Raw genomic sequence first — 24,780 nt, 5'->3', positions numbered from 1 at the left:
CACTCCTAACAGCAGTTATCCCCAGGGGCACAACAGTTGTTTTGTAAATCATGAACTACGATAATATCTAATACTTCATCTGTTGTCATATAACTACCTGTTTTGACAACTTCGTCGTTAATCATCGTAATCGGCATGATCGCTTCACCTTTATCTTTGATTAATGTCATGATTGCTTCATGTCGCACAAAAGCATTCGGCGCGCTCGTTAAGTTGTAACGCAATACTTTAATTCCATTTTGTTTCATCTTTTCAATATCACCATTCACTCGAATCAGTTCCTGATCAGGAGATGGGCCACATACACCTGAAGAACAACACATCGCTGGTTCAAATAATTTAATTTCTACCATAATTAACACTCCTCATTTGTTTTGCACACACAATTTTGATGTGGTACAAAAATTTGATTTTGTAATTTGACGATTTGCTCGATGACTTCTAAGTTGTTAGCGTACATCACGTTCGTACCCTCTTTCCAACTCGTTACGATACCGCTTTGTTTCAACTGTTTCATATGATGCGATAACGTCGGTTGCGAGAATTCAAAATGCTCTAAAATATCACATGCACATAACGGACCACAGCTCAGTAAATCCACAATTTCCAGACGATTCTTATCCGATAAAACTTTCAACAGCTTAGCCAAATATTCATAATCCATCGTTTCACCTCTTTATATAGATGATTGTCTATATTCCACTTATAGTATACATCGAATATAGATGAACGTCTATATTTAAATTAAAAATAAAGAAGACTGCATTTTTTACAGTCTTCAGTCTATAAATCCCAATTCTTTTGCCATCTTCCATGCAAGTACTCTGTTATCTGCTCCGAGTTTTTCTAAAATAATGCTCGTATAATTACGGACGGTGCCATCACTCAAAAATAACTTTTGACTGATTTCTTTACTCGTCAATCCTTCTCCTATTAACTTTAATATCTCCTGCTCCTTATCAGTTAATGGATTTTTAGTGAGCATTAAAGGCAGTAGTTCTGGACTATACTCTTTTTTCCCTTGCATGACAGAATGAATCGTCTCTGTAAGTTCATCTACTGAGCGTTCTTTTAATACATATGCGTCCACATCTAAATTTACAGCACGTCCAAAATAACCAGGACGTTTAAATGTTGTGACTATAATAACTTTTACATCTAACTTGTGTTCTCGAATATATGCAAGCACTTCTAATCCGCTCTTTTCTGGCATTTCAATATCAAGCAATGCAATATCAAATGAGTCATCAATAGCATTGATTGCTTCTGCGCCGTTCGACACACTTACAATTTCATCAAACGTACCACTAATCACCAACAGTTTCTTCATTGCTTCACGTAACATACTTTGGTCTTCTGCATGTAGTAATTTCATGACTTCACCTCTACTGTGACATATACGCCAAGTCCTGGATTTAAGCTTTTCGTTTTCACGATACCATCCATTGCCTGCGCTCGCGCTTCGATACTTTTTAAACTCATACCATTTGATAATCCTTTACCATTATCACTCAATGATAAATTTAATATGTTATCAACTTGATCAATAAGAAGTTGAACTTTCGTTGCCTCACTATGTTTGATAACATTATTAATCAGTTCTTTAATCAGCATACTAATTTCATGCTGCTGAATTTCATTAACAGACTCGTAATGAACCTTTCTCTCAATTTCAATATTTGCATCATTCAATATTTTCTCAACTTGTGTTACTTCATCCTCAATTGTAGTCGATTTAATATCTTCAATGATTGACCTTACTTTATATAATGATTCCTGTGATAGTGAATGAATTTCCTGTAACTCCTCTTTCGCCATATCAGGATATTTATCGATCAATTTCACCGCAAGTTCAGATTTGACAGCAAGCGTACTAAATACCTGCCCGAGTGAGTCATGTAAATCCTGAGAAATACGATTACGTTCAATTTGTGTAGAAAGCAACGCAAGCTTTTCATTCTTAATGTTTAGTTCATATATTTTACGAGAATGTTCAGCAAAATAATCCATAGAAACGGCCATCATCAATACAAAGAAAAAATGTGGAATGAGTTCCAAGCCATATGCATAGTCCTGCACACAAATTGCAATATAGTTGAGCACAAAACTACCAATCGTTATTTTCCCATACAGAGAATTCACTCTTTTTCTAAGTATATATGGGACATAAGATATAGGAAATAAATAGAACAATATGTTACCGAAGTTGCAAAAATGAATAAATACTGTAATAGACGTAAGTAAACATCCAATAACAATAGGTATATATTTACTTGTATTGCTATTCATCATAAATACTGCCGAAAAAATATACAGTAAAATAAAGAACAATTTGAATACTTTCCAACTCATTTCTTCTGTAGCAAGCATCTCAGTTATAGGAAATATCAGAAATATTAAAGACGTTCCGTACTGTAATATTTTAATAAATAGCCAGTTCAATTAAATCACTTCCGTTCTCCTTCTGATCCATATACTCATCATTATAAATATAACAGCATAGAGTAGTAAAATACCAATAGATTCAAATGGATAATGCTTCTCAAACTGTCCGGCAGCAATATTTTTAAAGTTATATGTTGGAGTAAGTTTTGCAATCGGTTGCAACCACTCTGGAAATGTCATTACCGGGAACCACAGTCCACCCAGCATTGCTAATCCTAAATATAGAATATTACCGAAAGTACTTACTTTCTGTGCATCTTTAAATTGTGACAACAGAATGCCAAATGTTAAAAATATAAGTCCACCAAATAGCAGTCCAAAGTAACAAACTAACCATTCTATCAGACTCATATTAACACCTTTAATAAAATGCCCTACTAAAAATACAATCAGAATCGACAACATATACATCATCAATATTTTTATCACTTTGCATATATAGTAATATGAAGGATTGAGCGGTGTACGAAACAGCGCTCTACTCCAGCCTTTCTCTTTATCATTGATCATCTCTAAAGGAAAGGTAATGATCGCAAAGCTCGTCAGACTAAATGTCGTCATCGATAACATATAATCACGAACAAAATGTTCTTGAATATTTTTGTCTGGAATTTTCATAACCGAAGAAAACACTAAGAAAAAGATCACCGGCAATAATGTAGATAAAATAAATACACTTTTACGTTGACTTAAATCAATCATTTCATATTTTAACATCGCTTTAAACTGTTTCATGACGCTCCTCCTCCACAGCTTTAAATACTCTATCTAATAATGACTCGTTTGTAATCTCAACATGTTCGAAACTAATTTGTTGATCAATCAACACTTTAATCACTTCGTCTACTAGAGATGTATGTATCACTATATATTCACCCTCAATTTTTGAGAATGCAATATCAGAAATTTGTTTCGTGACATTCTCATATTTCCTAGGTAATACGAGTTGTTTCTGAGTAGATTCTTCTCTTAGTGCACGCGGCGTAGAGTCACGTACAATTTCACCTTGGTGCAGAACAACAATACGCTCAGATAAACTTTCAACTTCTTCTATATAATGTGATGTAAATAGTATCGTTTTACCTTCTGATTTCAACGTTTTGATTAAATCATAAAATCTTCTGCGTGTTGAAGTGTCCATTCCGACAGTCGGTTCATCTAAAATAATAAACTCCGGACGTCCGATTAAAGTTAGTGCCACATCTAAAATACGCTTTTGACCACCTGAAATTTTCTCTGCTTCCGTGTTTAATAATGCATCATCAAATAATGTAATGGCTTTTATCTCTTCTTTGGTCAAAGCATTCGGATAAAGATTCTGAAATAGTTCTATGATCTGATAAACCTTCATATTCGGTGTAAAGTATGTTTGTTGATATAAAACACTTGTTTTTGTATGATCCAGTATTAAGTGCTGTCCATCAATATCACCTGAAGTTAATTTCTTATTACCTAACAAACAATCAATTAACGTTGATTTACCCGCACCATTCGGACCAACTAATGCGATTGTATCGCCTTTATTAATCGTTAGATTGATATGCTTTAAAATATGTTTCTTATCGATATCTTTACTTAGGTTGTGAATCGTAATCATCGTTATCTCCCTCCTTATCTACATTAAACAGGAAAGAGCATTCTATGATAATTCACATACGTCATGAAATTGAGATGACATTTGTCATATAGATGATGAAGAGAATGTAAAACGTTGTATTGTTGAGGATTTCTTGACCGATATTTTCGATTTATCGGCCATCATTTTGGGATTTGGCCATTTTTCCAGATTTCATGGCCGATATTTTTGATTTATCGGCCATCATTTCGGGATTTGGCCATTTTTCTGGATTTCTTGGCCGATATTTTTGATTTATCGGCCATCATTTCGGGATTTGGCCATTTTTCTGGATTTCTTGGCCGATAAATCTTCACAAAAAAATACTTCCTCCAAACGGAGAAAGCATTCCATATGTTTAACAAGCGTTAATCATCCAAGTTACACCGAATGGATCATTAAAGTAACCATATAATTTAGACCATTCTGTTTGACCAAGTGGCATCGCTTCTTTGCAACCCGCTTCAATCGCTTTATGGTAGAAATCTGTCGCTTGCTTAACATCTTCTTCATCGTTAACATCAAATGTGAAACAAACTGATGTACCTTCATTGTTCACTTCACGTTGTCCCCAAGAATCACTAATCATAAAACGCTGTCCTAAAATCTCAAATTCAGCATTCATTACAAACTGTTTTGCAACTTCTTCAGGCATTTTGTACTCTTCAGGCATATCTCTAAACATTTCATCATCGCCCATCGTCTTATTAATAATCTTTGCACCTAAATGCTTCTCGTAAAAACCTAACACTTCTAATGAATTGTGGAAATTGAAATACTGAACCGCTTTAATCATGTTGTAATCCCCTTTAGTTTTATATTTTGTACAATTTTAATTCACGCTTTTAGTATAATCGGATATATGATTTAAGTAAAATTTATTCAAAATTATTTCTTTCTATATATAATGAAATTCCATTGATGAATTTAACATCATCTCCATCAAAAAGTACTGCTTCATTATCACGAATGCAATATGTATTTATTTTAGTTCCTTTAAATACACGCTCATAATATTCATCTTTATAATGACAGGTAATCGCATAGTCAATTAATCCTAATGGTTTAGTTTCCTTTGCTTCTTCAAAATAAGATACATCTTTACCTAATGATATTCCTCCGGCACTTTGTCCGTAAATCACATTTTCTTTCTCAAAATTAGTAATTAAATCTACGATATCTGCTGTTCTCATTTCACCAACTAACTTAGATATGGATCCACCGCTAATATATACGGCATCATATTTGTCCAATATTTCTTCTGTGATTTGATTGAAATCAACGCATAGATCGATGTTGTGAATCCCTACACTTTCAAACATATCTTTAACATACTTATAGCTTTCTTGATGAGTCCTGATTGTTTCATCACCTGCATTTGGGAAATACAATACAGAGCCATTATTAATTAAATCAGCAAAATATTGATTAACAATAATATTACTTTCTTTCGTTCCCCCACCTGATATTAAAACAGTCATGGTCATATCTCCTTTTCTAAAATATAATTTATACTTCTGAATTTTTCCATTCAAATCTAACCGTAATCATTCCTATCAGTGTATTTTCTCACTTTACTTTAGCTAATTTATAAAATATCGTTTAAGATTAAATTGAATAAACTTTTGGAGGTTACTTATGCTAACTTGGAAAGAAGAAATGATATTACCTGTGAATATCGAAAAAGTCTGGTCTTTATTTGATTTAGAGAATATACAACGCATTATGCCTCAAGTTGTCGAAATGAAAGTGTTAGAAAAGAAACCTGGTGTTGTTGGTTCGACGTATGAGCAATCATACAAAGAAGGCAACAAAGTGATGAAGTATATAGTCACTGATCTAGATCATGAGGATACACCTACTCGTAAGCATAATAAGTCTGGATTTCAGCTTGCCAAGATGTTTGATATTGAAGCTGATTATGTATTGGAAAAGATTTCTGAGAACGAAACGCGCTTCATTTACAGCGGTTCGAATAAAGGAGTCAACTTTGCTGGAAAAGCGATGCTTAAATTAATGCCAAAAAAACAAAATCAAAAAGTTGTTGATGATTTTATGCAGCGCGTAAAAGTAGAAGCAATGAAGGAGAAAAATTAATGAGTATATTAGCAGCAATTATTGCCGGAGCATTAGCCTTTATGGTAGGCGCACTTTGGTATACCGTATTATTCGGTAAGTTATGGCAACGCGAAGTCGGCATTTCAGATGAACAAATCAAAGCAGCAGGTAGTGGTACACCTCAAATGATTACAGGTTTTGTAGTAGAAATTCTTGTATCACTACTCATCTTTTTCATATTGTCGCACACAGATTTAAATATTTTCTGTGCTGGATTTACGATTGCAATTATTTCTATCTTTTCAGCTCTTAAAAACTATTTCTTTGAAATGAAATCCTTTAAATTAATCGCAATTAATGAAAGTTACAAACTGATTTGTATTATGATCATGACGTTAGCAGCATACTATTTTGGATAAGGAGTGAAGATTGATGGAATTAGGCAATTTTTCAGTAAGTTTACCGGTAAAGGATATTCATGCATCACTTAAGTTTTATCAAACATTAGGATTTGAACAAGTCAGTGGCGACATTACGCAAAACTGGGTTGTGTTAAGTAATGGTGCAGCACGTATCGGATTATTTCAAGGAATGTTTGAAGAGTTTATGATGACGTTTAATCCGAAATGGAATGAGAAAGGTCAGGAAATTGCTGGTACAGATGTACGTGAAATCGCAGCTAAATTAGAGGCAGCAGGTTATGATTTCATCACACCGTTAACAGCTGAGAACGAATCTGGCCCAGGATATTTTATGGTAAAAGATTTAGACGGTAATACATTATTATTTGATCAACATGTATAAGGAGCATTCATATGGAGAAATTTTGTCAAAGTTGTGGTATGCCACTTAATCTGCACGGTGAAGATGTTCGTGGTACAGAAGTTGATGGGAGCTTAAGCTCTAAGTATTGTAATTATTGTTACAAAGACGGTAAGTATATTGATCCTAATATTACGATGGAAGAAATGCTTGAACGCGGTAAGCAAGGTATTTCAAATGGCAAAGGGAATCCAGTTGCTAAATTTATGATGAAAGCTTTCTATCCGATGCAATTGAAGAAATTAGAACGATGGAAATAAGGGATGTCTTCGGACATCCCCTTTTCATTTCCAAATTCATCCTATTCGTTGTTATACTTAAATCAACATGATGAAGGAGTGATTGATTTGAACAACCGACTTTACGACATACTCGATTTATTAATCAGTTATAATACTGAAAGTCCTCCAGCAAGAAATACAGACCCAATACAAAATGAAATTGAACAGCTACTAAAAAATCTTAACTTTCAAATCGAAAGAATTCCACTGTATAAAAATGATTCTGTAATCGTAGCGACACTAAAAGGTACGGATGCAAATGCTCCAAAATTAATATTAAACGGACATGTAGATGTTGCTGAAGTAAGCGAAGATGAATGGACATATCCGCCATTTCAGCTCACTCAAGTTGATGACTGGTTATATGGGCGAGGTGTCAGTGATATGAAAGGTGGCATGAGTGCATTATTTTATGTATTGGAAAGACTATCACACGAAAACATTCAGCCTAAAGGAGATATTATTGTTCATTCAGTCGTCGGTGAAGAAGTTGGAGAAGCCGGGACAAAAACTGCCTGCGAACATTCTCCTAAAGCTGATTTAGCACTGGTATTAGACACAAGTGACTGTGTAGCACAAGGTCAAGGTGGCGTTATTACAGGATGGATTACTGTTAAAAGCAATAATACCATCCACGACGGAGCAAGAAGAAATACCATCCATGCAGGCGGTGGTTTGTTTGGGGCCAGTGCAATCGAAAAAATGATGAAAGTGATCACCGCTTTAAGAGAACTTGAACAGCACTGGGCAGTAATGAAATCAAGTCCTGGAATGCCTGCAGGTGCAAATACGATTAATCCGGCGGTCATTGAAGGGGGCAGACATCCAGCCTTTATTGCAGATGAATGTAAACTCTGGATTACGGTTCATTATTTACCTGAAGAAAATTATCATGATATTACGAAAGAAATAGAAGATTATTTAAATAAAGTAGCCGATGCTGATATATGGTTAAGAGAAAATCCACTTTCTTTTCAGTGGGGCGGCACTTCAATGATTGAAGATAAAGGTGAAATATTCCCAAGTTTTACAGTACCTATAAACCATCCAGGGTTCGAACTGCTAGCGACATCTCATCAATCAGTATTCAATACACCTCTAAAACACGAAATGAGCTCAACTGTTACAGATGGTGGATGGTTAGCAGACTTCGGTATACCGACGATCCTTTATGGACCAGGACAATTATCTGAAGCACATAGTGTGGACGAAAGGATCAGTGCAACAGAGTTAGAACAATTCTCTCAAGTATTGTATGCATTTCTTAAAGAATGGTATCAGTCACCAAAAGCAAAGACCGTTTGAGTATAACTTAGACGGTTTTTTGTATATCAATCTTTCCACCTTTACGCTGTAGCAGCAGAAACACTGCTGTTAAACTCATAAATCCTATGCCTGAAATATAAATAGGCACATCTACACCAAATTGTTTTGCCACAACGCCTCCAAGCAATGATCCAACAGGCATCGCTACCATACATAGCGCACTCATTATAGTACCTACACGTGCTAACACTTTGTTATCAACCATCTTCTGAATATAAGTAAACATACTGATATTTAGCACCATAATTGGTAAAGTTATTAGACCATAAAAGAAAATTGAAGCATAATAATTTGGAACGATAGCTGTAAGTACCATACATACACCAGATATCAATGGAGAAATCATTAATATCTTGTTAATATCTACATCTTTAAATTTAGGAGTAATCAAAGAACCTATCAAAGCGAAGACAACACTCGCCGTTAAATAATAGCCATATGCATAATCTCCACCTCTACTATAAGTAAATGCCGGCAATATCGCATTGGTCATACTACCTGTAAAGTTTGCGATCATAGCAGGTAAGGTAAATAAAAACAACTTATTACCCACGAAATATTTCCATCCATCAGTTATAGAAGTTCTGTAAATTTCAGTATTAAATACGCCGTTATCAATATGGCTGTATTTTATCTTGGAGAAGAATAGCACAGCTAGGAAGAAGGTCGCTGCATTTAGAAAATAAACACTTTCTATACCAGCTTTCATGACTAGCCAAACTGTTATTAATTTGGCAATGACACCTATAATCGTTGAACCTGTACTTACAAAACTGTTATATCCAATAAGTTCATCTTCTTTCATCACCAAAGGAGACAATGCACTTTCCGCATTACCTTCTACTACTTCTATTAATCCTAAGATAAACAGACTAAATAATAATACACTTATAGGCATAAGATTCAAATAGAACATCACTGCAATAAAGATCATAATTAATAGTTGCATGATTTGTGCGATTAGCATCATCTTCTTGCGATTGAAGTGATCAATTACCGGGCCAGCAAAAGCAGAAAGAATACCTGGTGTAAAGATAATTGCTGAAGTGACACTCGTAATAAAAGCATCTTTTGTCACATCAAAGATATACCACATAATTGCTACTGAATAAATTGAATCACCTAACGCTGAAATGAGCCTTCCCGTTAAAAGGTAATTTTTGTTCGACATATTATCACTCCTATTATTTTTATCGTTAAAATATATTTTACTGATAAAAATAAATAAGTCAATAAAAATTATCAGACAATTTTTCCATACAAAAAAAATAGAGCAGCTTCTGCTACTCTACTCAGTTTCATCTTTATATGATGACAGTTGAATTTGATACACATTTTTATGTTCTAAATCTTTATACTTTTCTTCATACTTTTGACTTAAAGCTCTCATTTCATTCATTAATTCCATCCATTGTTCATACGGTAATTGCACTTCTAAATTAGACATTTGAGCACTGTTTGGTGTCTCACTCTTCTTTAATTCCTCTTCAGACAATTCACCATATTTATCAGCATCTCGTTTGAGTGCGTCAAATACTTTCTGAACTTCTAATGTGTAAAACGCTATTATTGTATCGAAGTTTTCTTTTATTGCTGGAAAATCAAAATTAATTGGTGATTTATTTAAGTGTTCACTTGAATAATAATATTCCGTCATATTCTTGATTTGTCTTTCTTCAACTATTTTTAACGCTTCAACTTCCATCAGTTTCTTAATAGGATAATACAGATTTGATGTCTTTACATCTAAAGCTTTTGCAATTTCTTTCGTTGTCATCGCTTTATCCCGTGTCAGCTGAATGATTTGATTTGCTTTTTCATCGATTAATATTTTCAGTAATTCATTGCCCATTTCCTCACCTACAGTTTTTATCGTTTAAAATAATTTTAACATAAAAATAAAAAATAATATTTAACAACCTTATATTCTACATTGCCAAAATATTTGTATCTATTTTATGAAATTCACTCTCAAATCGTGTATGATTATTTTATTATATTTTAGGAGTGTTGTTATGTTATATATATTGCTTGCCTTTGTTATTGGGCTGATGATTCCTGTGCAAACTGCAGTTAATTCTAGGTTACGCACATATGTTTTATCACCATTTGTAGCATCATTTATTTCTTTTTTAGTGGGAACAATTTTTTTATTCATCATGACACTCGCGACTAAACATAGTGTTTTAATCGCACCATCAATTTTCTTCAACAATCCGTTATGGATCTGGCTAGGTGGTATTTTCGGTCTTATCGGTCTTACGACAAACATTTTACTTTTTCCGAAACTAGGCGGCGTGCAAACAGTGGTACTTCCAATTATGGGGCAAATTATTATGAGTATGCTTATTGATCATTTTGGATTATTTTATTCACCCGAGAAAAGTTTCACCATTCTGCGATTCATCGGAATTGTTATTTTATTACTCGGTGTATTGTGTGTAATCGTATTACCAGATTACCTGAGAAAGAAACGACAGGCCATCCATATTCAAGGTAGCAACAGCAATAAATTACCTTTTCAGTTGTTAGGCGTTATTGGAGGGATGCTTATGGCCAGTCAATCTGCAATTAATGGGCATTTAGGCAGCTTACTCCACTCAGCTGTTCACGCTGCGTTTATTTCATTTTTAGTAGGAACTTTGATGTTATTTATTGTTGTAACTTTTGTGTATAAGAATTTAAGCAATTTTAATTTGGCATTTGGCAAAGATAAGCCTATATGGATCTGGTGCGGTGGGATTATCGGTGCTTTCTTTGTCTTACTTATGGCATATCTCGTCCCTATAATAGGTACTGGATTAGTAGTCGTCATTTGTTTATTCGGGCAAATTTTATGCAGCATTATCATTGATATGTTCGGTTTAATTGGTGCCAAAAAAGTCCCAATTACACGTGTTCAAATGTTAGGCTTAGGATTGTTAGTATGTGCTGTAGTGATGATCAGGTTATTTTAAATATATCTTCTTTGTATTTAGGAAATTTCATTTAACGTCGTGATTACTATTTATCATTTTCATTTATATTACATATTTTGCTATAATTGTATCGAGGTGATCATGATGAATAACACGCTTCCTTTAATGGATATCAACAATAGTACATCAATGATTTATAAAGTATACAGTATTGAACATGATCCAAAAGTAGTGAAATTTGAAATTTCTTTTACTAATGGGCATCGTAACTTACTATTTAAACATATATTATATGAAGAAGATCTGATTATACTCAGTCACCTTCAATCATTGAACACAGGTAAATATCATTTTGTAGAACCATCATTATATATCGATATCAAGAATATTCATGAAACGACTATCGATATTACGATTCACTTAAAAGCTTTATTAGAAAATCATGATTCTTCTCACCGCACTGATAATGCATACGATATGACTGTTGAGAAACATGGTTTCATTCAATTTATCGAATATTTACAGCACCACGTGGTGCAATAAGACTATTTCAATTCTCCTAATATATGCCTCAATACACGTAAAATAAATTCTTATTTTACTCATATTGTATTAAAGTGACTATAAATACTAGACAATTGTGATGAATCATTATATAATAAATTCAAATATTATCGTACATATGCAAGAAATTAAGGCTCTTCACATCATTACAAAGAGTAATAATGTAAGACAACACTTTTTGTAATATGTGAAGTGTTTTCTTTGTAAAACATTAGATATTATTTAATAATTTATTGGAGGTCATTATATTATGGCACAAGGTACAGTTAAATGGTTTAACGCAGAAAAAGGTTTTGGATTCATCGAAGTTGAAGGCGGAGACGACGTATTCGCTCACTTCAGCGCTATTCAAGGTGAAGGTTACAAAACTTTAGAAGAAGGACAAGCAGTTGAATTCGATATCGAAGAAGGTCAACGTGGACCTCAAGCTGCTAACATCGTTAAATTATAATATTTAATGTTGAAAGATAAGCCCTCAAGGGGCTTATTTTTTTTATCTATAATTTCATTTTTACAGCTATTATTGATCCAATTAGGCAATATAAAAATAAATATTTCACTCAATTTGACTGATACCTACGCACTTTATCGAGATATTAAGACCAAATCACAAGAACACATGTTTGACTTATTAAACGATCCGTTATATACTTAAGTCAAATATATCGGACATATGCAACAAACAAAGCTTCTTCACATATTACAAAAAGTAATCGTGTTAAGTCGAGACTTTTTGTAATATGTGAATTTTTCTTTGTAGGAGAAACATTAGATATTATTTAATAATTTATTGGAGGTCATTATTATGACACAAGGTACAGTTAAATGGTTTAACGCAGAAAAAGGTTTTGGATTCATCGAAGTTGAAGGCGGAGACGACGTATTCGCTCATTTCAGCGCTATTCAAGGTGAAGGTTACAAATCTTTAGAAGAAGGTCAAGCAGTTGAATTCGATATCGAAGAAGGTCAACGTGGACCTCAAGCTGCTAACATCGTTAAATTATAATATTTAATGTGAAGAAATAAGCCCTCAAGGGCTTATTTTTTTTGTTTATTGAGAACGCTTTATTCATATGTTAACATTATTGGTATAAAAAACCATAAGGAGTGTCTTCATGAGAGAATTACTTGCTGGTATCGTTATTCTAACTTTCATCTTGTTCGAATTATTTAAATATAAAATATATGGTCAAACGACGATGTTTAAAACAAAACACCCAGTAGATAAAGAAAAAAGAATGATCGGAACTTCTGCTTATGCAAAAGCGTTCGATTATGTTATCGGCATCCTGTTCTTCTTTTCATTCTATAAATTATTAACACTTGATACTTCCAAACCATTAAATATCATTCAGGACGTGCCTGAACTCGTTTACTTAGGCGCAACTTTAATCGTGTTGCTTTATAGTTACATTAAAGAAAATAAAAGCTTTATGTAAGAAGTAGATTCATGCTACTCTATTCAACAATTTATGGCACACTTACCAGGTGAAAATAAACTAAAGTTACAAATACATTGACAAAACTTGATATGCGTTATATACTTAGTACAAATATATCGAACATATGCAAGAAACGTAAGGACTTCACATATTACAAAAAGTAATCGTGTTAAGGGTTTGCTTTTTGAAATATGTGAAGTTTTCTTATGTAAAACATTAGATATTATTTAATAATTATTTGGAGGTCATTATTATGACACAAGGTACAGTTAAATGGTTTAACGCAGAAAAAGGTTTTGGATTCATCGAAGTTGAAGGTGGAGACGACGTATTCGCTCACTTCAGTGCTATCGAAGGAGACGGTTACAAAACTTTAGAAGAAGGTCAAGCAGTTGAATTCAATATCGAAGAAGGTCAACGTGGACCTCAAGCTGCTAACATCGTTAAATTATAATATTTAATGTTGAAAAATAAGCCCTCAAGGGGCTTATTTTTTGCATAAAATTAATAATACATCCTTAAGGAAATACTAAAAATTAAAGAAACATAGAATATCATCATAATCATCTATAGGTAATATAACCTTATAGTCTTTTATATCTACATATTTCCCTTTAATCATTTCTTTAGAAATTGGTTCTTTCATATCAACAAAAAGTGCCATTTCACATATAGTGCCCTGATTTCCATTAATGTTATAATACTTCATTAAAAATTCAGGATGAATATTTCCATTGATAAGTAAGAAACCTTCATATTTTTCATATTCAACTTTCTATTGTTCTAAAATTTCATTCGTTTCTTCATAACCTTCATTTAATATTGCTCCTGTGATATTAAACGCTTCTACTAGTTCAAAGAACTCAAGTGAATCCCATGTAGCTGACCATCCAATGGATTTATATCCTCTAATTTTAGTATCAGCAAAATATATTGTGTCTTTAACATCTGAATTGAAGGATTCCCATAAATAATTTTCAGTAAGATTAAAAGTATCTTCAACAATTGTGATATCTTCAAATTTAGGATGAATATATAAGTTTCCACTAATTATGTTCCAATAAATTAATGGTTGATATTCACTGTCATATATCAATAATAAAGTGTCTATATACCCAATTTGCTCCGCAAAAGACAAATTCATTATCTCTTCAATTTTAATCCTAAAACTTTCTTTGTTATATCTAGGTTCACTCGAAAAACTATGAACGATTATTATTTCTTGTGGGTATTTCCTAAAGATATTTACGATTGCATTCACAGCTTTTTCATTCATCACGTGTCTTTTTATAAATGTCTTCTCTAATTCTTTTCTAATATTTAAATCAATTCTAGATTCATCTACTTCTGGTTTTGGTCTTTTCTTTTTAAATAATCCTAACATGTTAATACCACTTCTTCTTTTTAAAATACACCATACTTACAAATAATAATAACGCCATTACGATCAGTACTGTAAAGTATCCATACTTCCATTTGAGTTCCGGCATGTACTCAAAGTTCATCCCGTAAATTCCTGCAATCAATGTCAATGGTAGAAATACAGTGGATACGAGGGTTAACATCTGCATTACACGGTTCATTCTATAGTTGTTATACGATTCATAGTTATTTCTTATTTCATCCGTGAGTTCCTGCGAATTTTTTATAATATTCTTCTGCTTAATCATATGGTCCTGAATATGGTGAATATAATGATGATCGTGTTCTGTTTCTATCATATGCTGATCACGTTCTAATTCATCTACCAGTTCACTCATTGGTACGATAATCCCTTTGATACGAATCAATTTTGCTCTTAAGTCAAAGATATCATCCATTACATAATGTTGCTTCTTATCTTTAGAATGTCTTTTTTCAAAACTAAGCACATTATCTTCTATCGATTCTACAGTTTCCGTATAGAAATCTACTATTTTATCAAGCAACATCATTGCTGCTACTTTTGGTGTCAAATTACTTGGTGCTTCTTCTTCTAATTCTTTCGCTAAAGCATCTATTTCATCTGTTGCTTCAATATCTTCATCATGATAGGTAATAAAAACATTATCTTTCAGGAGCACATTAATCGTTTCTGCTTCATTTGTATCGCGTTCAAACTTCTGGAATACTAAATACTCATATGCATTATAATATTTATATTTTGGTCTTGAATTACTGTGTATTACATCTTCTATCGTTAATCCATTAATATCAAAATGTTGTTTAAAAAGTTCACTCTCTTCTTCATTCGCCCCTTCAAAGTCAAACCAAATGAAGGTTGCATCTTTTGGTAAATCATCTATTGTATTAACACGTTTTAGTTTATTATCATCATGATACAAAATACTTAATGCCATACTCTCCCCCCTCACACATCATTATACTTTAATAACATATAAAAAGACCAAAGCTATTTTAACTTTGGCCTGATTAATTTTTTATTCTAGTTACCGTTAAACATCCAATGTACACCGTATTTATCATCTAATGCGCCCATCACACCGCCCCAGAATTGCTCTTCAATCGGCATATGCACTTTCGTCTCATTGTGTGCTGCTACTTTATTGAATAGTTCAGTCATTGCTGCAGTATCTTCAGCATTTGATTTGTCCCAGTTTAAAGATAATGTCATGCTATTATTGAAATCTCCAGCTTTACCAAATCTATCTGCTGCATATAATTTATGTCCCGCTACTTTAAATTCAGAATGCATTGTCATCTCTTCAGCTTGTTCCGGGTCTACACCAAATTGTCCTGCCTGTTCTTTTCCTACTGGTAATCTGTTAACGTCTGTTGCTCCAAATAATTCTTCATAATATGCTAGCGCTTCTTTTGCACTTTCAAACGCTAAGTAAGGAATTAATTCTGTCATGATAGACCTCCAAATGTATATTGTAATTCAAATTAAATATATCACAACTTAATTAATTTACATAATGATAACTTATTTTGATGTAGCTGTTGATGCTGCTACTTTATCATCATAAACAGAGATTGTACCACCATAGTTTGCTACCCATACATCACCTGTCGTATTTTCATAAGTGATACCGATTGGATGAAATCCTGCTTCAACACGCGTGATTTCTTTCAACGTCTTCGTATCAAATTTTGATACTGTATTCTCATCATAATTAACGATATACACTGCTGTACTGTCTGGTGAAATTGCCATTGAACGTGGTTCTTTTCCTGTAGTAGCACGCGCAATAACTTTATCTGTTGCAACATCATATTTTAATAGTTCATTAGCACCCGCCACCGTAATGTAGATTGTCTTCCCTTGATTATCGAGTACTAAATGACGTGGTCTTTGTCCGGTCTGCAGAATCATTTCACTTTTCCCTGTTTCTAAATTCACTTTATAAATTTCATTCGAGAACATCGCTGTAACGTAAGCTGTTTTATTATCTGGCAGTGATACAATACCGCGTGGCATTGCATTTAATGGGATTTGTTCTGTTTGTTTAGCTGTCTTAGTATCTACTACTGATAATGATTTATCACACCAGTTAGAAACAAGTAATTTTGAATTATCTTGCGTAAGTGCTACATATTTTGGCACACGACCAACTTGAATGACCTGATCCCAGTCTTGCTTTTCAGCATTATAACGATATACGACAGATTCTGCGATTGCTTTACCTGCTGAACACATATCTTCTGCTTCTGCACCATGGTCTGTTAATTGATATTGAGATACATACGCATACTTCCCATCTTTTGTCCAAACTGCTTCAACTGGTGCACCACTTACAGGTTTATCAAAACCTTCGATACCGAACTTTTTAAAGTCTACTGTATCCGATAACTTTTTAATGAGTTTACGTGATTTCGCATCATAAACTGTAATTGTATGTTGGTACATCATATTGTTTGCAATAACCTGACCTTTATTATTCGCGACAACTGATTTTGGAGTAATCGGTCCTTCACTTATTGTATCGATTAATTTCATCGTTGTTGTATTCGAAGCTGGTCTATCTTTATCAATTTGATCTGCGATGACATCTTCTTCAGACGAATCTTTTGATTCAGTCGTCACTTTTTCTGCTTTGTTTTCTTTAGTCGTTTGTTCTGTGTTTGTTGATTTCTCGGTTGTTTTCTGTTCTTCGTTTGCACATCCAGCCACGAGTATCATTGCTGATAACATTAAATATTGAATCGCACGCATAATGTTCTCCTCTTCTTTTCCATTTTTTATTTAAATATAGCATAAATTAAGTAATGTCACATTGAAAAATTTAGTTTCAATTTATTAATATGTTATAGTGACAGTATGATAACAAAGAGGTGAACGATATGTGGAACAGTACACGATTGACAGATCAATTAAGCATTGCATATCCAATTGTACAGGCGGGCATGGCTGGAAGCACAACACCAGAGCTTGTTGCAGCAATCAGTAATGAGGGGGGGTTAGGAACAATTGGTGCTGGATATATGACCACTGATGTGTTAAGCGATGAAATTGAGGCTGTACGCAAGCTTACCGATAAACCTTTTGCTGTCAATTTGTTCGTGCCTGAAGATATTCAATACGATGATAGTGCCATTCAAATGATGCAGGAGAAACTTAAACCTTATTATGATAAATATGATTTAAAGACAGCAAATGTTAAAATACACTCTGAACAAACTTTTCTTGATAAAATTCAGTTGTTAATGGATATGGAAGTTCCAGTTGTAAGTTTTACATTTGGCATCCCGGCACAACAAATTATTAATCAGCTAAAAAAGAAAGGTATTATAACAATCGGTACAGCAAGTTCAATTGAAGAAGCAAGAATGATTGAACAAAGTGGATTAGATATGGTGGTTGCACAAGGCTTTGAAGCAGGTGGACATAAAGGCGCGTTTACAAAAACGCGTTCAATCGGCACAATGGCATTGATTCCTCAAATTGTAGATAGCGTGTCTCTACCTGTAATCGCAGCAGGTGGAATAATGGATGCGCGCGGTATGCTTGCATCACTTATGTTAGGCGCGAGCGGTGTGCAAATGGGGACTACTTTCTTAACAACGCACGAAAGTAAAGCACCAAACGTGCATAAAGAAGCAATCATCCATGCACAACCTGAGGATACAACCGTAACAAAAATATTCAGCGGTAAAAGTGCGCGTGGTATAGAAAATAATTTTATTAATGATTTGGAAACGAGTGGTACAAATATACTGCCTTATCCGCTTCAAAATGATTTAACGACGAGTATTCGTCAAAGCGCAGCTAAGAACGGTGACACTGCTATTCTTCATATGTGGTGTGGTCAGGCACCTACACTTGCTAAGAAAGTCAATGCACAAGGTTTATTTAGAGAAATCGTGGCACATACCGATCAGTTAATACTGGATTTTAAAATGAATAATATATAAAATACAGCACAAAAAAAGCTCTCATTCGAGAGCTTTTTAATATTATTCTTTTTTCATCTGATAAAGATAGATGGGTATTCCTAAAAGCGTGATGATAGTCCCTGTTAATGCTAACCCAAATTGCGTAAATAGAGTATTAAGCATAACGAACAGTCCTGCCAGTAAAGCAATCATAGGAATGATTGGATACAACGGTACTTTATAAGGACGAACGAGTTCTTTTTCTTTCTTACGTAATACAAATACCGCATAAAATGCCATACAGTAAAATGCCCAGATTACAAATACAAGCATATTTGTGATTGAATCGAAAGCACCAAGAGAAACCATAATAATCGCAATAACGACCTGAATCAAACCACTCATCCATGGCGCACCACTTTTTGTAAGTTTCGTGAATACATTTTTAAACGGTAATAAATTTTGTTTCGCCATCGCTTCTGGTACACGCATTCCTGTCATCGTATAACCATTTAATGCACCATACACTGATACCATTATTCCGATGGTAATTAATTTTCCACCAGACTGGCCAAACAAGATTACTGCTGTATCAGTTGCTGCGTTTAAATTACCTTTCAGTTCAGCAATTGGTGATGTAAATAAAAATGTTGCGTTTACCAGTAAATAAATAATTGTAACTAGACCTAAACCTAATGTGATTGCTAATGGTAAATCTCTTTTCGGATTTTTCATTTCCCCGGCAATATTACCGACATGAATCCATCCATCATAAGCAAACATTGTCGCAAGCAATCCAGCACCAAGGGCTACAAAGAAATTAATGCCTGTATCACCTGTCGTAGGTATTAATGATACCTGAACATCGCCAGTCTGCATTAAACCAAACACGACGATAGCGATAATCGGAATAAGCTTTACAACTAAAGTGACTGATTGCAATATCCCACCAGCCTTCGAGCCCAGACAGTTAATCAATAATATTGAAACCATTGCGATAACTGCTACCGGAAATAGCCATCCCTTTCCAATATGAAATAAATTATCAATTTGCTGTGAAAATACAATCGATTGTGCTGCAATCATTGCCGGAAAGTAAATAAAACTTTGTGCCCAGCCTGCTAAAAATCCAAAAAACTTACCATACGTATATTCAATATATGTCGTCAGTCCACCATTTCTCGGAATTGCTGCTGCAAGTTCTGCTACTGTCAGTCCGGCACATATCGTGATCAAACCACCTAATAGCCATACAAACAACGTCATACCTGGTGTTCCTGTTACTTCAGTTATGTTAGATATTTTAAAGAATACACCTGAACCAATAACAGTCCCCATTACAAGTGCTAAAGCTGAAAAAAATCCTATACCTTTGTTCATTCCCTTTTCCATAATTACCTCCTTTTAATCCTCAACCATAATATCATAAAACTGTCATTCTCGTATGGTGTTTTGATAAATTAATTTTCAATATATCTTACTTTAAAACAAAAAAGATTGAGACAAATTCCGTCTCAATCCTGGATATTATTATTTACGTTTCCTTAAATGTTGTTCAATATAGAATGCCGACTCTTCTATCGACTTATACTCTGTATTAATAACAGTAGCATTTAATCGATTGAATACTTCTTCAGCATAGCTCAATTCTTCTTTAATACGTTTCAAATCATTATATTGTCCTGGTCCTGAAAGTCCTAAAACTTTAATACGTTCTGTACGTATATTCATAATATAGTTCGGACTTGCAGTCAGTCCAAATACCTTTAAGTTCTTTTGTTGATATACTTCTTCAGGAATAGGTGATTCAGGCACTAAAGGAATGTTCGCAACTTTAAACCCTTTATTTGCTAGATACATACTTAACGGTGTCTTTGAAGTTCTTGAAACACCAACAATAACAGCGTCTGCTTCTGCTAAATTATGAAAGTTTTTACCATCGTCATATTTCACTGAGTACTCAATCGCTTCAATACGCTTAAAGTATTCTTCATCCATCTTTCTCAGTGCGCCACTTTCACCGACCGGTTCCATATCAGTATGATTTTGTATGACTCTGATCAAGCCTGTCATGTAATCGATATATGAAAGTCCAGTTTCTTTGGCAAATGCTTGCCCCAGACGATTAAATTCAGGGTTTACAAGCGTTGTAACTACGACTGCTTCTTTTTGTTTTGCCAGTTCTAAAATGTTCTTAAACTCTTCTTCATCTTTGATGAATGAAAATTTCTTCACACTTACAGATGTTAGTTTCGGAAATTGAGATAACGTTGCATGAAGCATTCTATCAGCGGTTTCACCAATTGAATCTGAAATGATATAGATTAATAAATCTTTCGTTTCATATTTACTCAAAATGTACCTCCTACTATTTTTTCACCTGGCTTTGCGCAGTCGCTAAAATAGCACCTGGTACACGGAATGGTGAACATGAGACATAATCAATTGCTAAATCATTAAAGAAATGAATTGATTTAGGATCTCCACCTAACTCACCGCAAACACCAATCTTAATGGCTGGGTTTGCTGATTTTGCGCTTTCAACTGCAATCTTAATAAGTTGTCCCATACCTTCAACGTCTAATGTTTGGAACGGATCGACATTAAGAATTTCACGGTTAATGTATTCGTTGATGAATTTACCGGCATCATCACGAGAGAAACCATATGTTAATTGAGCTAAATCGTTTGTACCAAAACTAAAGAATTCAGAGTGCTGAGCAAGTTCTCCTGCAACTAGACATGCACGTGGTGTTTCAATCATTGTACCAATTAGGTAGTCAACTTGTACACCTTTTGCATCCATGATTTCCTGTGCTTTTTTCTTAACAACATCTTTTAAGATGATAAATTCTTGTGTAGTTGAAACTAAAGGAATCATAATTTCAGGCTTTGTTTCAATACCTTTTTCTTTTAAATTCAACACAGCTGTAATGATTGCTTCAGTCTGCATTTCATATAATTCAGGATAAGTAATCGCTAAACGACAGCCTCGGTGACCAAGCATCGGGTTAAATTCATGTAATTCACTGATACGCTTTTCTAAGAAATCTGTCGTAACGCCTAACTGGTCGGCCACTGCTTTAACTTCTTCTCCACCTTTCGGTAAGAATTCATGTAATGGCGGATCTAATAAACGTACGATTGACGGACGGTCCTGAGATAAATTAAAGATACCTTCGAAATCTTCTGTTTGATAAACTTTGATTTTATTTAATGCTTCTACACGTTCTTCGTAAGTAGATGCTAAGATGAAACGTCTCATTTCAATTAATCGTTCTTCACCAAAGAACATATGCTCAGTACGTACTAAACCGATACCTTTTGCGTTAAATGAATAACCTGATTTAATATCCCCTTCAGTTTCCGCATTCATACGTACAGATAAACGTGCGATTTCTTCTGCCCAGCCCATAAATTCTTCAAAGACATCACTTGCTTCCGCTTTCGTCGTTTCAATTTCACCAATATATACTGCACCTGTTGAACCATTAACAGAGATAACATCACCTTCAGATAAAGTTTTACCGGCATATTTTACGTACTTTTCTTTCGTATTAATTTCAAGATCAGAACATCCCGTCACACAACATTTACCCATACCACGTGCTACTACCGCAGCATGACTCGTCATACCACCATGTGTCGTTACAATCGCTTCAGCAGCAATCATACCTTCAATATCCTCTGGAGAAGTTTCAGGACGAACTAATATAACCTTTTCACCTGCTTCAGCTTTCGCTTTTGCATCTAATGCTGAGAAGACGATAACACCTGTTGCAGCACCTGGAGAAGCTGGTAAACCTTTGTCTGATACTAATTCAGCAGATTTTAATGCTTCTTCATTAAAGTTAGGATGTAACAATTGATCAATTGATTTAACATCTACCATTGCAACAGCATCTTCTTTCGAAATGACACCTTCATTTACCATATCTACAGCAATGTTGATCGCAGCTTTTGCAGTACGTTTCCCGTTACGCGTTTGTAAGATAAATAACTTTTCATTTTCAATCGTAAACTCGATATCCTGCATATCTTTGTAATGACTTTCTAATTTCTTCGTTACATTCACGAACTCTTCATATGCATGCGGCATTTGTTCATTTAAAGTTTCGATTGCTTTCGGCGTACGAATACCTGCTACAACGTCTTCACCTTGCGCATTCAATAAGTATTCACCATATAATTTATGTTCACCTGTTGCAGGGTTACGTGTAAATGCAACACCTGTACCAGAACGATCACCACTATTACCAAATACCATTTCCTGAACATTTACAGCTGTTCCGATATCATGAGGAATTTCGTTTAAATCACGATAAATACGTGCACGATCATTGTTCCATGATTTAAATACCGCTTCAATCGCTTCAGTTAACTGTTTCTTTGGATCTTGCGGGAACGGTTTATGTGCTTCTTCGATATAGATTTCTTTATATTGTTCAACAATCTCTTTCAAATCTTCAGCGGGCACATCAGCATCAGTTGCATGCCCTTTAACTTTTTTGAAGTCTTCAAAGTACTCTTCAAATGCTGGCATCGGAATATTGTATACAACACTACCAAACATTTGTAGCAAACGACGATAACAATCATACGCAAAACGTGCATCTTCTGTCTTTGCAGCTAATTTTTCAACATTTTCATCATTTAATCCTAAATTTAAAATCGTATCCATCATACCTGGCATAGAGATTTTCGCACCACTACGTACTGATACTAATAGTAAATTTTCATCTGAAGAGAAAGCTTTATTTGTTTTATCTTCTAGTTCTTTTAACTTCTCATCTAATTGTGTAAGTACTTCGTCTGATAATTGTTCACCACGATCTAAATATTCGATACAAGCTTCAGTCGTGATTGTAAATCCGTTAGGAACAGGTAAACCTAGACGCATCATTTCTGAAAGGTTTGCGCCTTTACCACCTAACAAGTCTTTCATATTTTGACTTCCTTCTTCAAATGCATATACAAATTTACTCAAATTTAGTCACCTCATCATTTTTTGTGTTATACCAATTAACCCATTAGGTTATACTATTATGTTAATTAGTATGTCACATTAAAACTTTTATGACAATCATAAAAAGACAATTTAATAAATTTTTTTAGAAATATCTGTTTAAATATGAAGGTATTGTGAACTTGTCAGAAAAAAGTTGAAAAAGTTTTACCATTCAGTAGCAGAAATGAAAACGCTTTATTATAATCGAAGTAACTTAAAGTTTATCTTTAAGAAAACTTTTTTAAGGGGAGATTCATATGTATCAACTAGAGTTTATTGATGGTAAAAAACATCACATCGTAGGAATGTTCGACACAGTTGAAGAGATTAAAGAATGGTTAGCAGTTGTACCATTCATTACAGCGTATGAATCTGAGAAAGAATATACGATGGAATATAAGAATATTCCGGATTATGCAGAAATCGAATGGCGTGGAAGTGTTTATCCGTTAACGCGTCACTCATTCTCTGGTGATCACACTATCGTTATTGACTGGTCATACGTTGCAACAATTAAAGACCATGAAGGTATTGTTCCAGGCTACACTTTAATCGAAGGTTACATGTACGAAAATAGTGATGTTGAAGAATACATCGCTGTACGTAACAAGATGAAAGATGAATTGAAAGATTACTACACATTGCACGGTAAGACAGTATTCGTTGATGGATTAGGCACTGAACAAGGTGAATACATCACGACTGAAGGTGGGCCGATTATTCATATCGATCCAATGAACGTGGATGCGTGGGAAAAAGCTGAAAATATTGAAGCTTTTGTGAAGACGTTTGAGTAGAAATTTAAGATAGTTAAAATGCCCGATTCTTTAGTGGAATCGGGCCATTTCGCTTTGTTTGGCACGGTTCTTCCTTGGAATCGGGCCATTTCGCTTTGTTTGGCACGGTTCTTCCTTGGAATCGGGCCATTTCGCTTTGTTTGGCACGGTTCTTCTTTGGAATCGGGCATTTTGCTTTGTTTGGCACG

31 protein-coding genes are annotated in these 24,780 nt (G+C 34.2%); 13 read left to right on the top strand and 18 right to left on the bottom strand.

Annotation, left to right across the window (positions count from 1 at the left end):
* Window positions 1-5 precede the first annotated feature (5 nt).
* The 8 genes from arsD to BHU61_RS12465 all read right to left on the bottom strand — a co-directional run bounded on the left by arsD (window position 6) and on the right by BHU61_RS12465 (window position 5,541).
* Window positions 6-353 carry an arsenite efflux transporter metallochaperone ArsD gene (gene arsD, locus BHU61_RS12500; RefSeq protein WP_111717341.1) on the bottom strand — a complete coding sequence of 116 codons (348 nt, stop codon included), beginning with the start codon at window positions 351-353 and terminating at the stop codon, window positions 6-8.
* Between the two features lie 2 nt (window positions 354-355).
* Window positions 356-664 carry an ArsR/SmtB family transcription factor gene (locus BHU61_RS12495; protein WP_099578772.1) on the bottom strand — a complete coding sequence of 103 codons (309 nt, stop codon included), beginning with the start codon at window positions 662-664 and terminating at the stop codon, window positions 356-358.
* Window positions 665-778: 114 nt separating this feature from the next.
* Entirely contained in the window at window positions 779-1,375 is a 597-nt protein-coding gene (locus BHU61_RS12490) for a response regulator transcription factor (protein ID WP_111717339.1), read from the bottom strand.
* Window positions 1,372-2,442: a sensor histidine kinase gene (locus tag BHU61_RS12485; RefSeq protein ID WP_111717337.1), complete on the bottom strand. Its 1,071-nt coding sequence runs from the start codon at window positions 2,440-2,442 to the stop codon at window positions 1,372-1,374. Before BHU61_RS12485 ends, BHU61_RS12490 begins: the two co-directional genes overlap by 4 nt.
* Window positions 2,443-3,180 carry an ABC transporter permease gene (locus BHU61_RS12480; protein WP_111717335.1) on the bottom strand — a complete coding sequence of 246 codons (738 nt, stop codon included), beginning with the start codon at window positions 3,178-3,180 and terminating at the stop codon, window positions 2,443-2,445.
* Window positions 3,167-4,042, bottom strand: coding sequence for an ABC transporter ATP-binding protein (locus tag BHU61_RS12475; protein ID WP_111717333.1), 876 nt, complete (start codon window positions 4,040-4,042; stop codon window positions 3,167-3,169). The genes BHU61_RS12480 and BHU61_RS12475 overlap by 14 nt, the downstream gene beginning before the upstream one ends.
* A gap of 376 nt (window positions 4,043-4,418) precedes the next feature.
* Window positions 4,419-4,856 (bottom strand): glyoxalase/bleomycin resistance/extradiol dioxygenase family protein, encoded by a 438-nt coding sequence (locus BHU61_RS12470; RefSeq protein WP_338066951.1) that lies wholly within the window; start codon window positions 4,854-4,856, stop codon window positions 4,419-4,421.
* An 82-nt stretch (window positions 4,857-4,938) separates the two neighbouring features.
* Window positions 4,939-5,541 (bottom strand): Type 1 glutamine amidotransferase-like domain-containing protein, encoded by a 603-nt coding sequence (locus BHU61_RS12465; RefSeq protein ID WP_170122559.1) that lies wholly within the window; start codon window positions 5,539-5,541, stop codon window positions 4,939-4,941.
* A gap of 157 nt (window positions 5,542-5,698) precedes the next feature.
* On the opposite strand from BHU61_RS12465, the gene BHU61_RS12460 reads away from it, so the two are divergent.
* The 5 genes from BHU61_RS12460 (at window position 5,699) to BHU61_RS12440 (ending at window position 8,526) form a co-directional block, all read left to right on the top strand.
* The gene (locus tag BHU61_RS12460; protein WP_111717329.1) at window positions 5,699-6,157 is read left to right on the top strand and encodes an SRPBCC family protein; all 459 of its coding nucleotides are present in this window, start codon (window positions 5,699-5,701) and stop codon (window positions 6,155-6,157) included.
* Window positions 6,157-6,537, top strand: a complete 381-nt coding sequence (locus BHU61_RS12455) for a DUF1761 domain-containing protein (protein WP_111717327.1) — start codon at window positions 6,157-6,159, stop codon at window positions 6,535-6,537. Before BHU61_RS12460 ends, BHU61_RS12455 begins: the two co-directional genes overlap by 1 nt.
* Before the next feature lie 13 nt (window positions 6,538-6,550).
* Complete coding sequence (locus tag BHU61_RS12450; protein ID WP_111717326.1) at window positions 6,551-6,922, top strand: VOC family protein; 372 nt, start codon at window positions 6,551-6,553, stop codon at window positions 6,920-6,922.
* Window positions 6,923-6,933: 11 nt separating this feature from the next.
* Window positions 6,934-7,200 carry a zinc ribbon domain-containing protein gene (locus tag BHU61_RS12445; RefSeq protein ID WP_111717324.1) on the top strand — a complete coding sequence of 89 codons (267 nt, stop codon included), beginning with the start codon at window positions 6,934-6,936 and terminating at the stop codon, window positions 7,198-7,200.
* Window positions 7,201-7,287: 87 nt separating this feature from the next.
* Window positions 7,288-8,526 carry an acetylornithine deacetylase gene (locus tag BHU61_RS12440; RefSeq protein WP_111717323.1) on the top strand — a complete coding sequence of 413 codons (1,239 nt, stop codon included), beginning with the start codon at window positions 7,288-7,290 and terminating at the stop codon, window positions 8,524-8,526.
* Between the two features lie 7 nt (window positions 8,527-8,533).
* On the opposite strand, the gene BHU61_RS12435 is transcribed toward BHU61_RS12440, so the two are convergent.
* Together BHU61_RS12435 and BHU61_RS12430 are read right to left on the bottom strand one after the other, a co-directional pair.
* Entirely contained in the window at window positions 8,534-9,718 is a 1,185-nt protein-coding gene (locus BHU61_RS12435; RefSeq protein ID WP_111717320.1) for an MFS transporter, read from the bottom strand.
* Window positions 9,719-9,835: 117 nt separating this feature from the next.
* Entirely contained in the window at window positions 9,836-10,399 is a 564-nt protein-coding gene (locus BHU61_RS12430) for a winged helix-turn-helix domain-containing protein (protein WP_111717318.1), read from the bottom strand.
* A 163-nt stretch (window positions 10,400-10,562) separates the two neighbouring features.
* Here BHU61_RS12430 and BHU61_RS12425 point away from each other — a divergent pair, with 163 nt between their 5' ends.
* From BHU61_RS12425 to BHU61_RS12400, 6 genes are all read left to right on the top strand, one after another.
* On the top strand, window positions 10,563-11,504 hold the full coding sequence (locus BHU61_RS12425; RefSeq protein WP_111717317.1) for a DMT family transporter: 942 nt from the start codon (window positions 10,563-10,565) through the stop codon (window positions 11,502-11,504).
* 105 nt (window positions 11,505-11,609) lie between these two features.
* Complete coding sequence (locus tag BHU61_RS12420; RefSeq protein ID WP_111717315.1) at window positions 11,610-12,008, top strand: hypothetical protein; 399 nt, start codon at window positions 11,610-11,612, stop codon at window positions 12,006-12,008.
* 271 nt (window positions 12,009-12,279) lie between these two features.
* Entirely contained in the window at window positions 12,280-12,480 is a 201-nt protein-coding gene (locus BHU61_RS12415) for a cold-shock protein (RefSeq protein ID WP_096077387.1), read from the top strand.
* 354 nt (window positions 12,481-12,834) lie between these two features.
* Window positions 12,835-13,035: a cold-shock protein gene (locus tag BHU61_RS12410; protein WP_099578802.1), complete on the top strand. Its 201-nt coding sequence runs from the start codon at window positions 12,835-12,837 to the stop codon at window positions 13,033-13,035.
* A gap of 109 nt (window positions 13,036-13,144) precedes the next feature.
* The gene (locus tag BHU61_RS12405) at window positions 13,145-13,468 is read left to right on the top strand and encodes a hypothetical protein (RefSeq protein WP_111717313.1); all 324 of its coding nucleotides are present in this window, start codon (window positions 13,145-13,147) and stop codon (window positions 13,466-13,468) included.
* Between the two features lie 256 nt (window positions 13,469-13,724).
* Window positions 13,725-13,925, top strand: a complete 201-nt coding sequence (locus BHU61_RS12400) for a cold-shock protein (RefSeq protein ID WP_086041794.1) — start codon at window positions 13,725-13,727, stop codon at window positions 13,923-13,925.
* Between the two features lie 75 nt (window positions 13,926-14,000).
* On the opposite strand, the gene BHU61_RS13715 is transcribed toward BHU61_RS12400, so the two are convergent.
* The 5 genes from BHU61_RS13715 to BHU61_RS12375 all read right to left on the bottom strand — a co-directional run bounded on the left by BHU61_RS13715 (window position 14,001) and on the right by BHU61_RS12375 (window position 17,627).
* A complete protein-coding gene (locus BHU61_RS13715; RefSeq protein ID WP_275542460.1) occupies window positions 14,001-14,135 on the bottom strand; it encodes a hypothetical protein in 135 nt (44 codons plus the stop codon).
* A gap of 111 nt (window positions 14,136-14,246) precedes the next feature.
* Window positions 14,247-14,855: a hypothetical protein gene (locus BHU61_RS12390; RefSeq protein WP_111717309.1), complete on the bottom strand. Its 609-nt coding sequence runs from the start codon at window positions 14,853-14,855 to the stop codon at window positions 14,247-14,249.
* Window position 14,856: 1 nt separating this feature from the next.
* A complete protein-coding gene (gene corA, locus BHU61_RS12385; RefSeq protein ID WP_111717307.1) occupies window positions 14,857-15,810 on the bottom strand; it encodes a magnesium/cobalt transporter CorA in 954 nt (317 codons plus the stop codon).
* A gap of 86 nt (window positions 15,811-15,896) precedes the next feature.
* Entirely contained in the window at window positions 15,897-16,325 is a 429-nt protein-coding gene (locus tag BHU61_RS12380; RefSeq protein ID WP_111717305.1) for a VOC family protein, read from the bottom strand.
* Between the two features lie 72 nt (window positions 16,326-16,397).
* Window positions 16,398-17,627, bottom strand: a complete 1,230-nt coding sequence (locus tag BHU61_RS12375) for a YncE family protein (protein WP_199798237.1) — start codon at window positions 17,625-17,627, stop codon at window positions 16,398-16,400.
* A gap of 128 nt (window positions 17,628-17,755) precedes the next feature.
* Here BHU61_RS12375 and BHU61_RS12370 point away from each other — a divergent pair, with 128 nt between their 5' ends.
* A complete protein-coding gene (locus BHU61_RS12370; protein WP_111717304.1) occupies window positions 17,756-18,826 on the top strand; it encodes an NAD(P)H-dependent flavin oxidoreductase in 1,071 nt (356 codons plus the stop codon).
* Between the two features lie 42 nt (window positions 18,827-18,868).
* Here BHU61_RS12370 and BHU61_RS12365 read toward each other — a convergent pair whose 3' ends face one another.
* From BHU61_RS12365 to ppdK, 3 genes are all read right to left on the bottom strand, one after another.
* Window positions 18,869-20,179 (bottom strand): APC family permease, encoded by a 1,311-nt coding sequence (locus BHU61_RS12365; RefSeq protein WP_111717302.1) that lies wholly within the window; start codon window positions 20,177-20,179, stop codon window positions 18,869-18,871.
* Between the two features lie 138 nt (window positions 20,180-20,317).
* The gene (locus BHU61_RS12360) at window positions 20,318-21,142 is read right to left on the bottom strand and encodes a pyruvate, water dikinase regulatory protein (protein WP_111717300.1); all 825 of its coding nucleotides are present in this window, start codon (window positions 21,140-21,142) and stop codon (window positions 20,318-20,320) included.
* Between the two features lie 13 nt (window positions 21,143-21,155).
* The gene (gene ppdK, locus BHU61_RS12355; protein ID WP_111717298.1) at window positions 21,156-23,774 is read right to left on the bottom strand and encodes a pyruvate, phosphate dikinase; all 2,619 of its coding nucleotides are present in this window, start codon (window positions 23,772-23,774) and stop codon (window positions 21,156-21,158) included.
* Window positions 23,775-24,052: 278 nt separating this feature from the next.
* On the opposite strand from ppdK, the gene BHU61_RS12350 reads away from it, so the two are divergent.
* Window positions 24,053-24,592 (top strand): hypothetical protein, encoded by a 540-nt coding sequence (locus BHU61_RS12350; RefSeq protein ID WP_111717296.1) that lies wholly within the window; start codon window positions 24,053-24,055, stop codon window positions 24,590-24,592.
* Window positions 24,593-24,780 lie beyond the last annotated feature (188 nt).

The sequence above is a fragment of the Macrococcus epidermidis genome (genome assembly GCF_003259695.1).
Lineage (GTDB): Bacteria > Bacillota > Bacilli > Staphylococcales > Staphylococcaceae > Macrococcoides > Macrococcoides epidermidis.
This window is presented reverse-complemented; position numbering and strand designations above follow the sequence as displayed.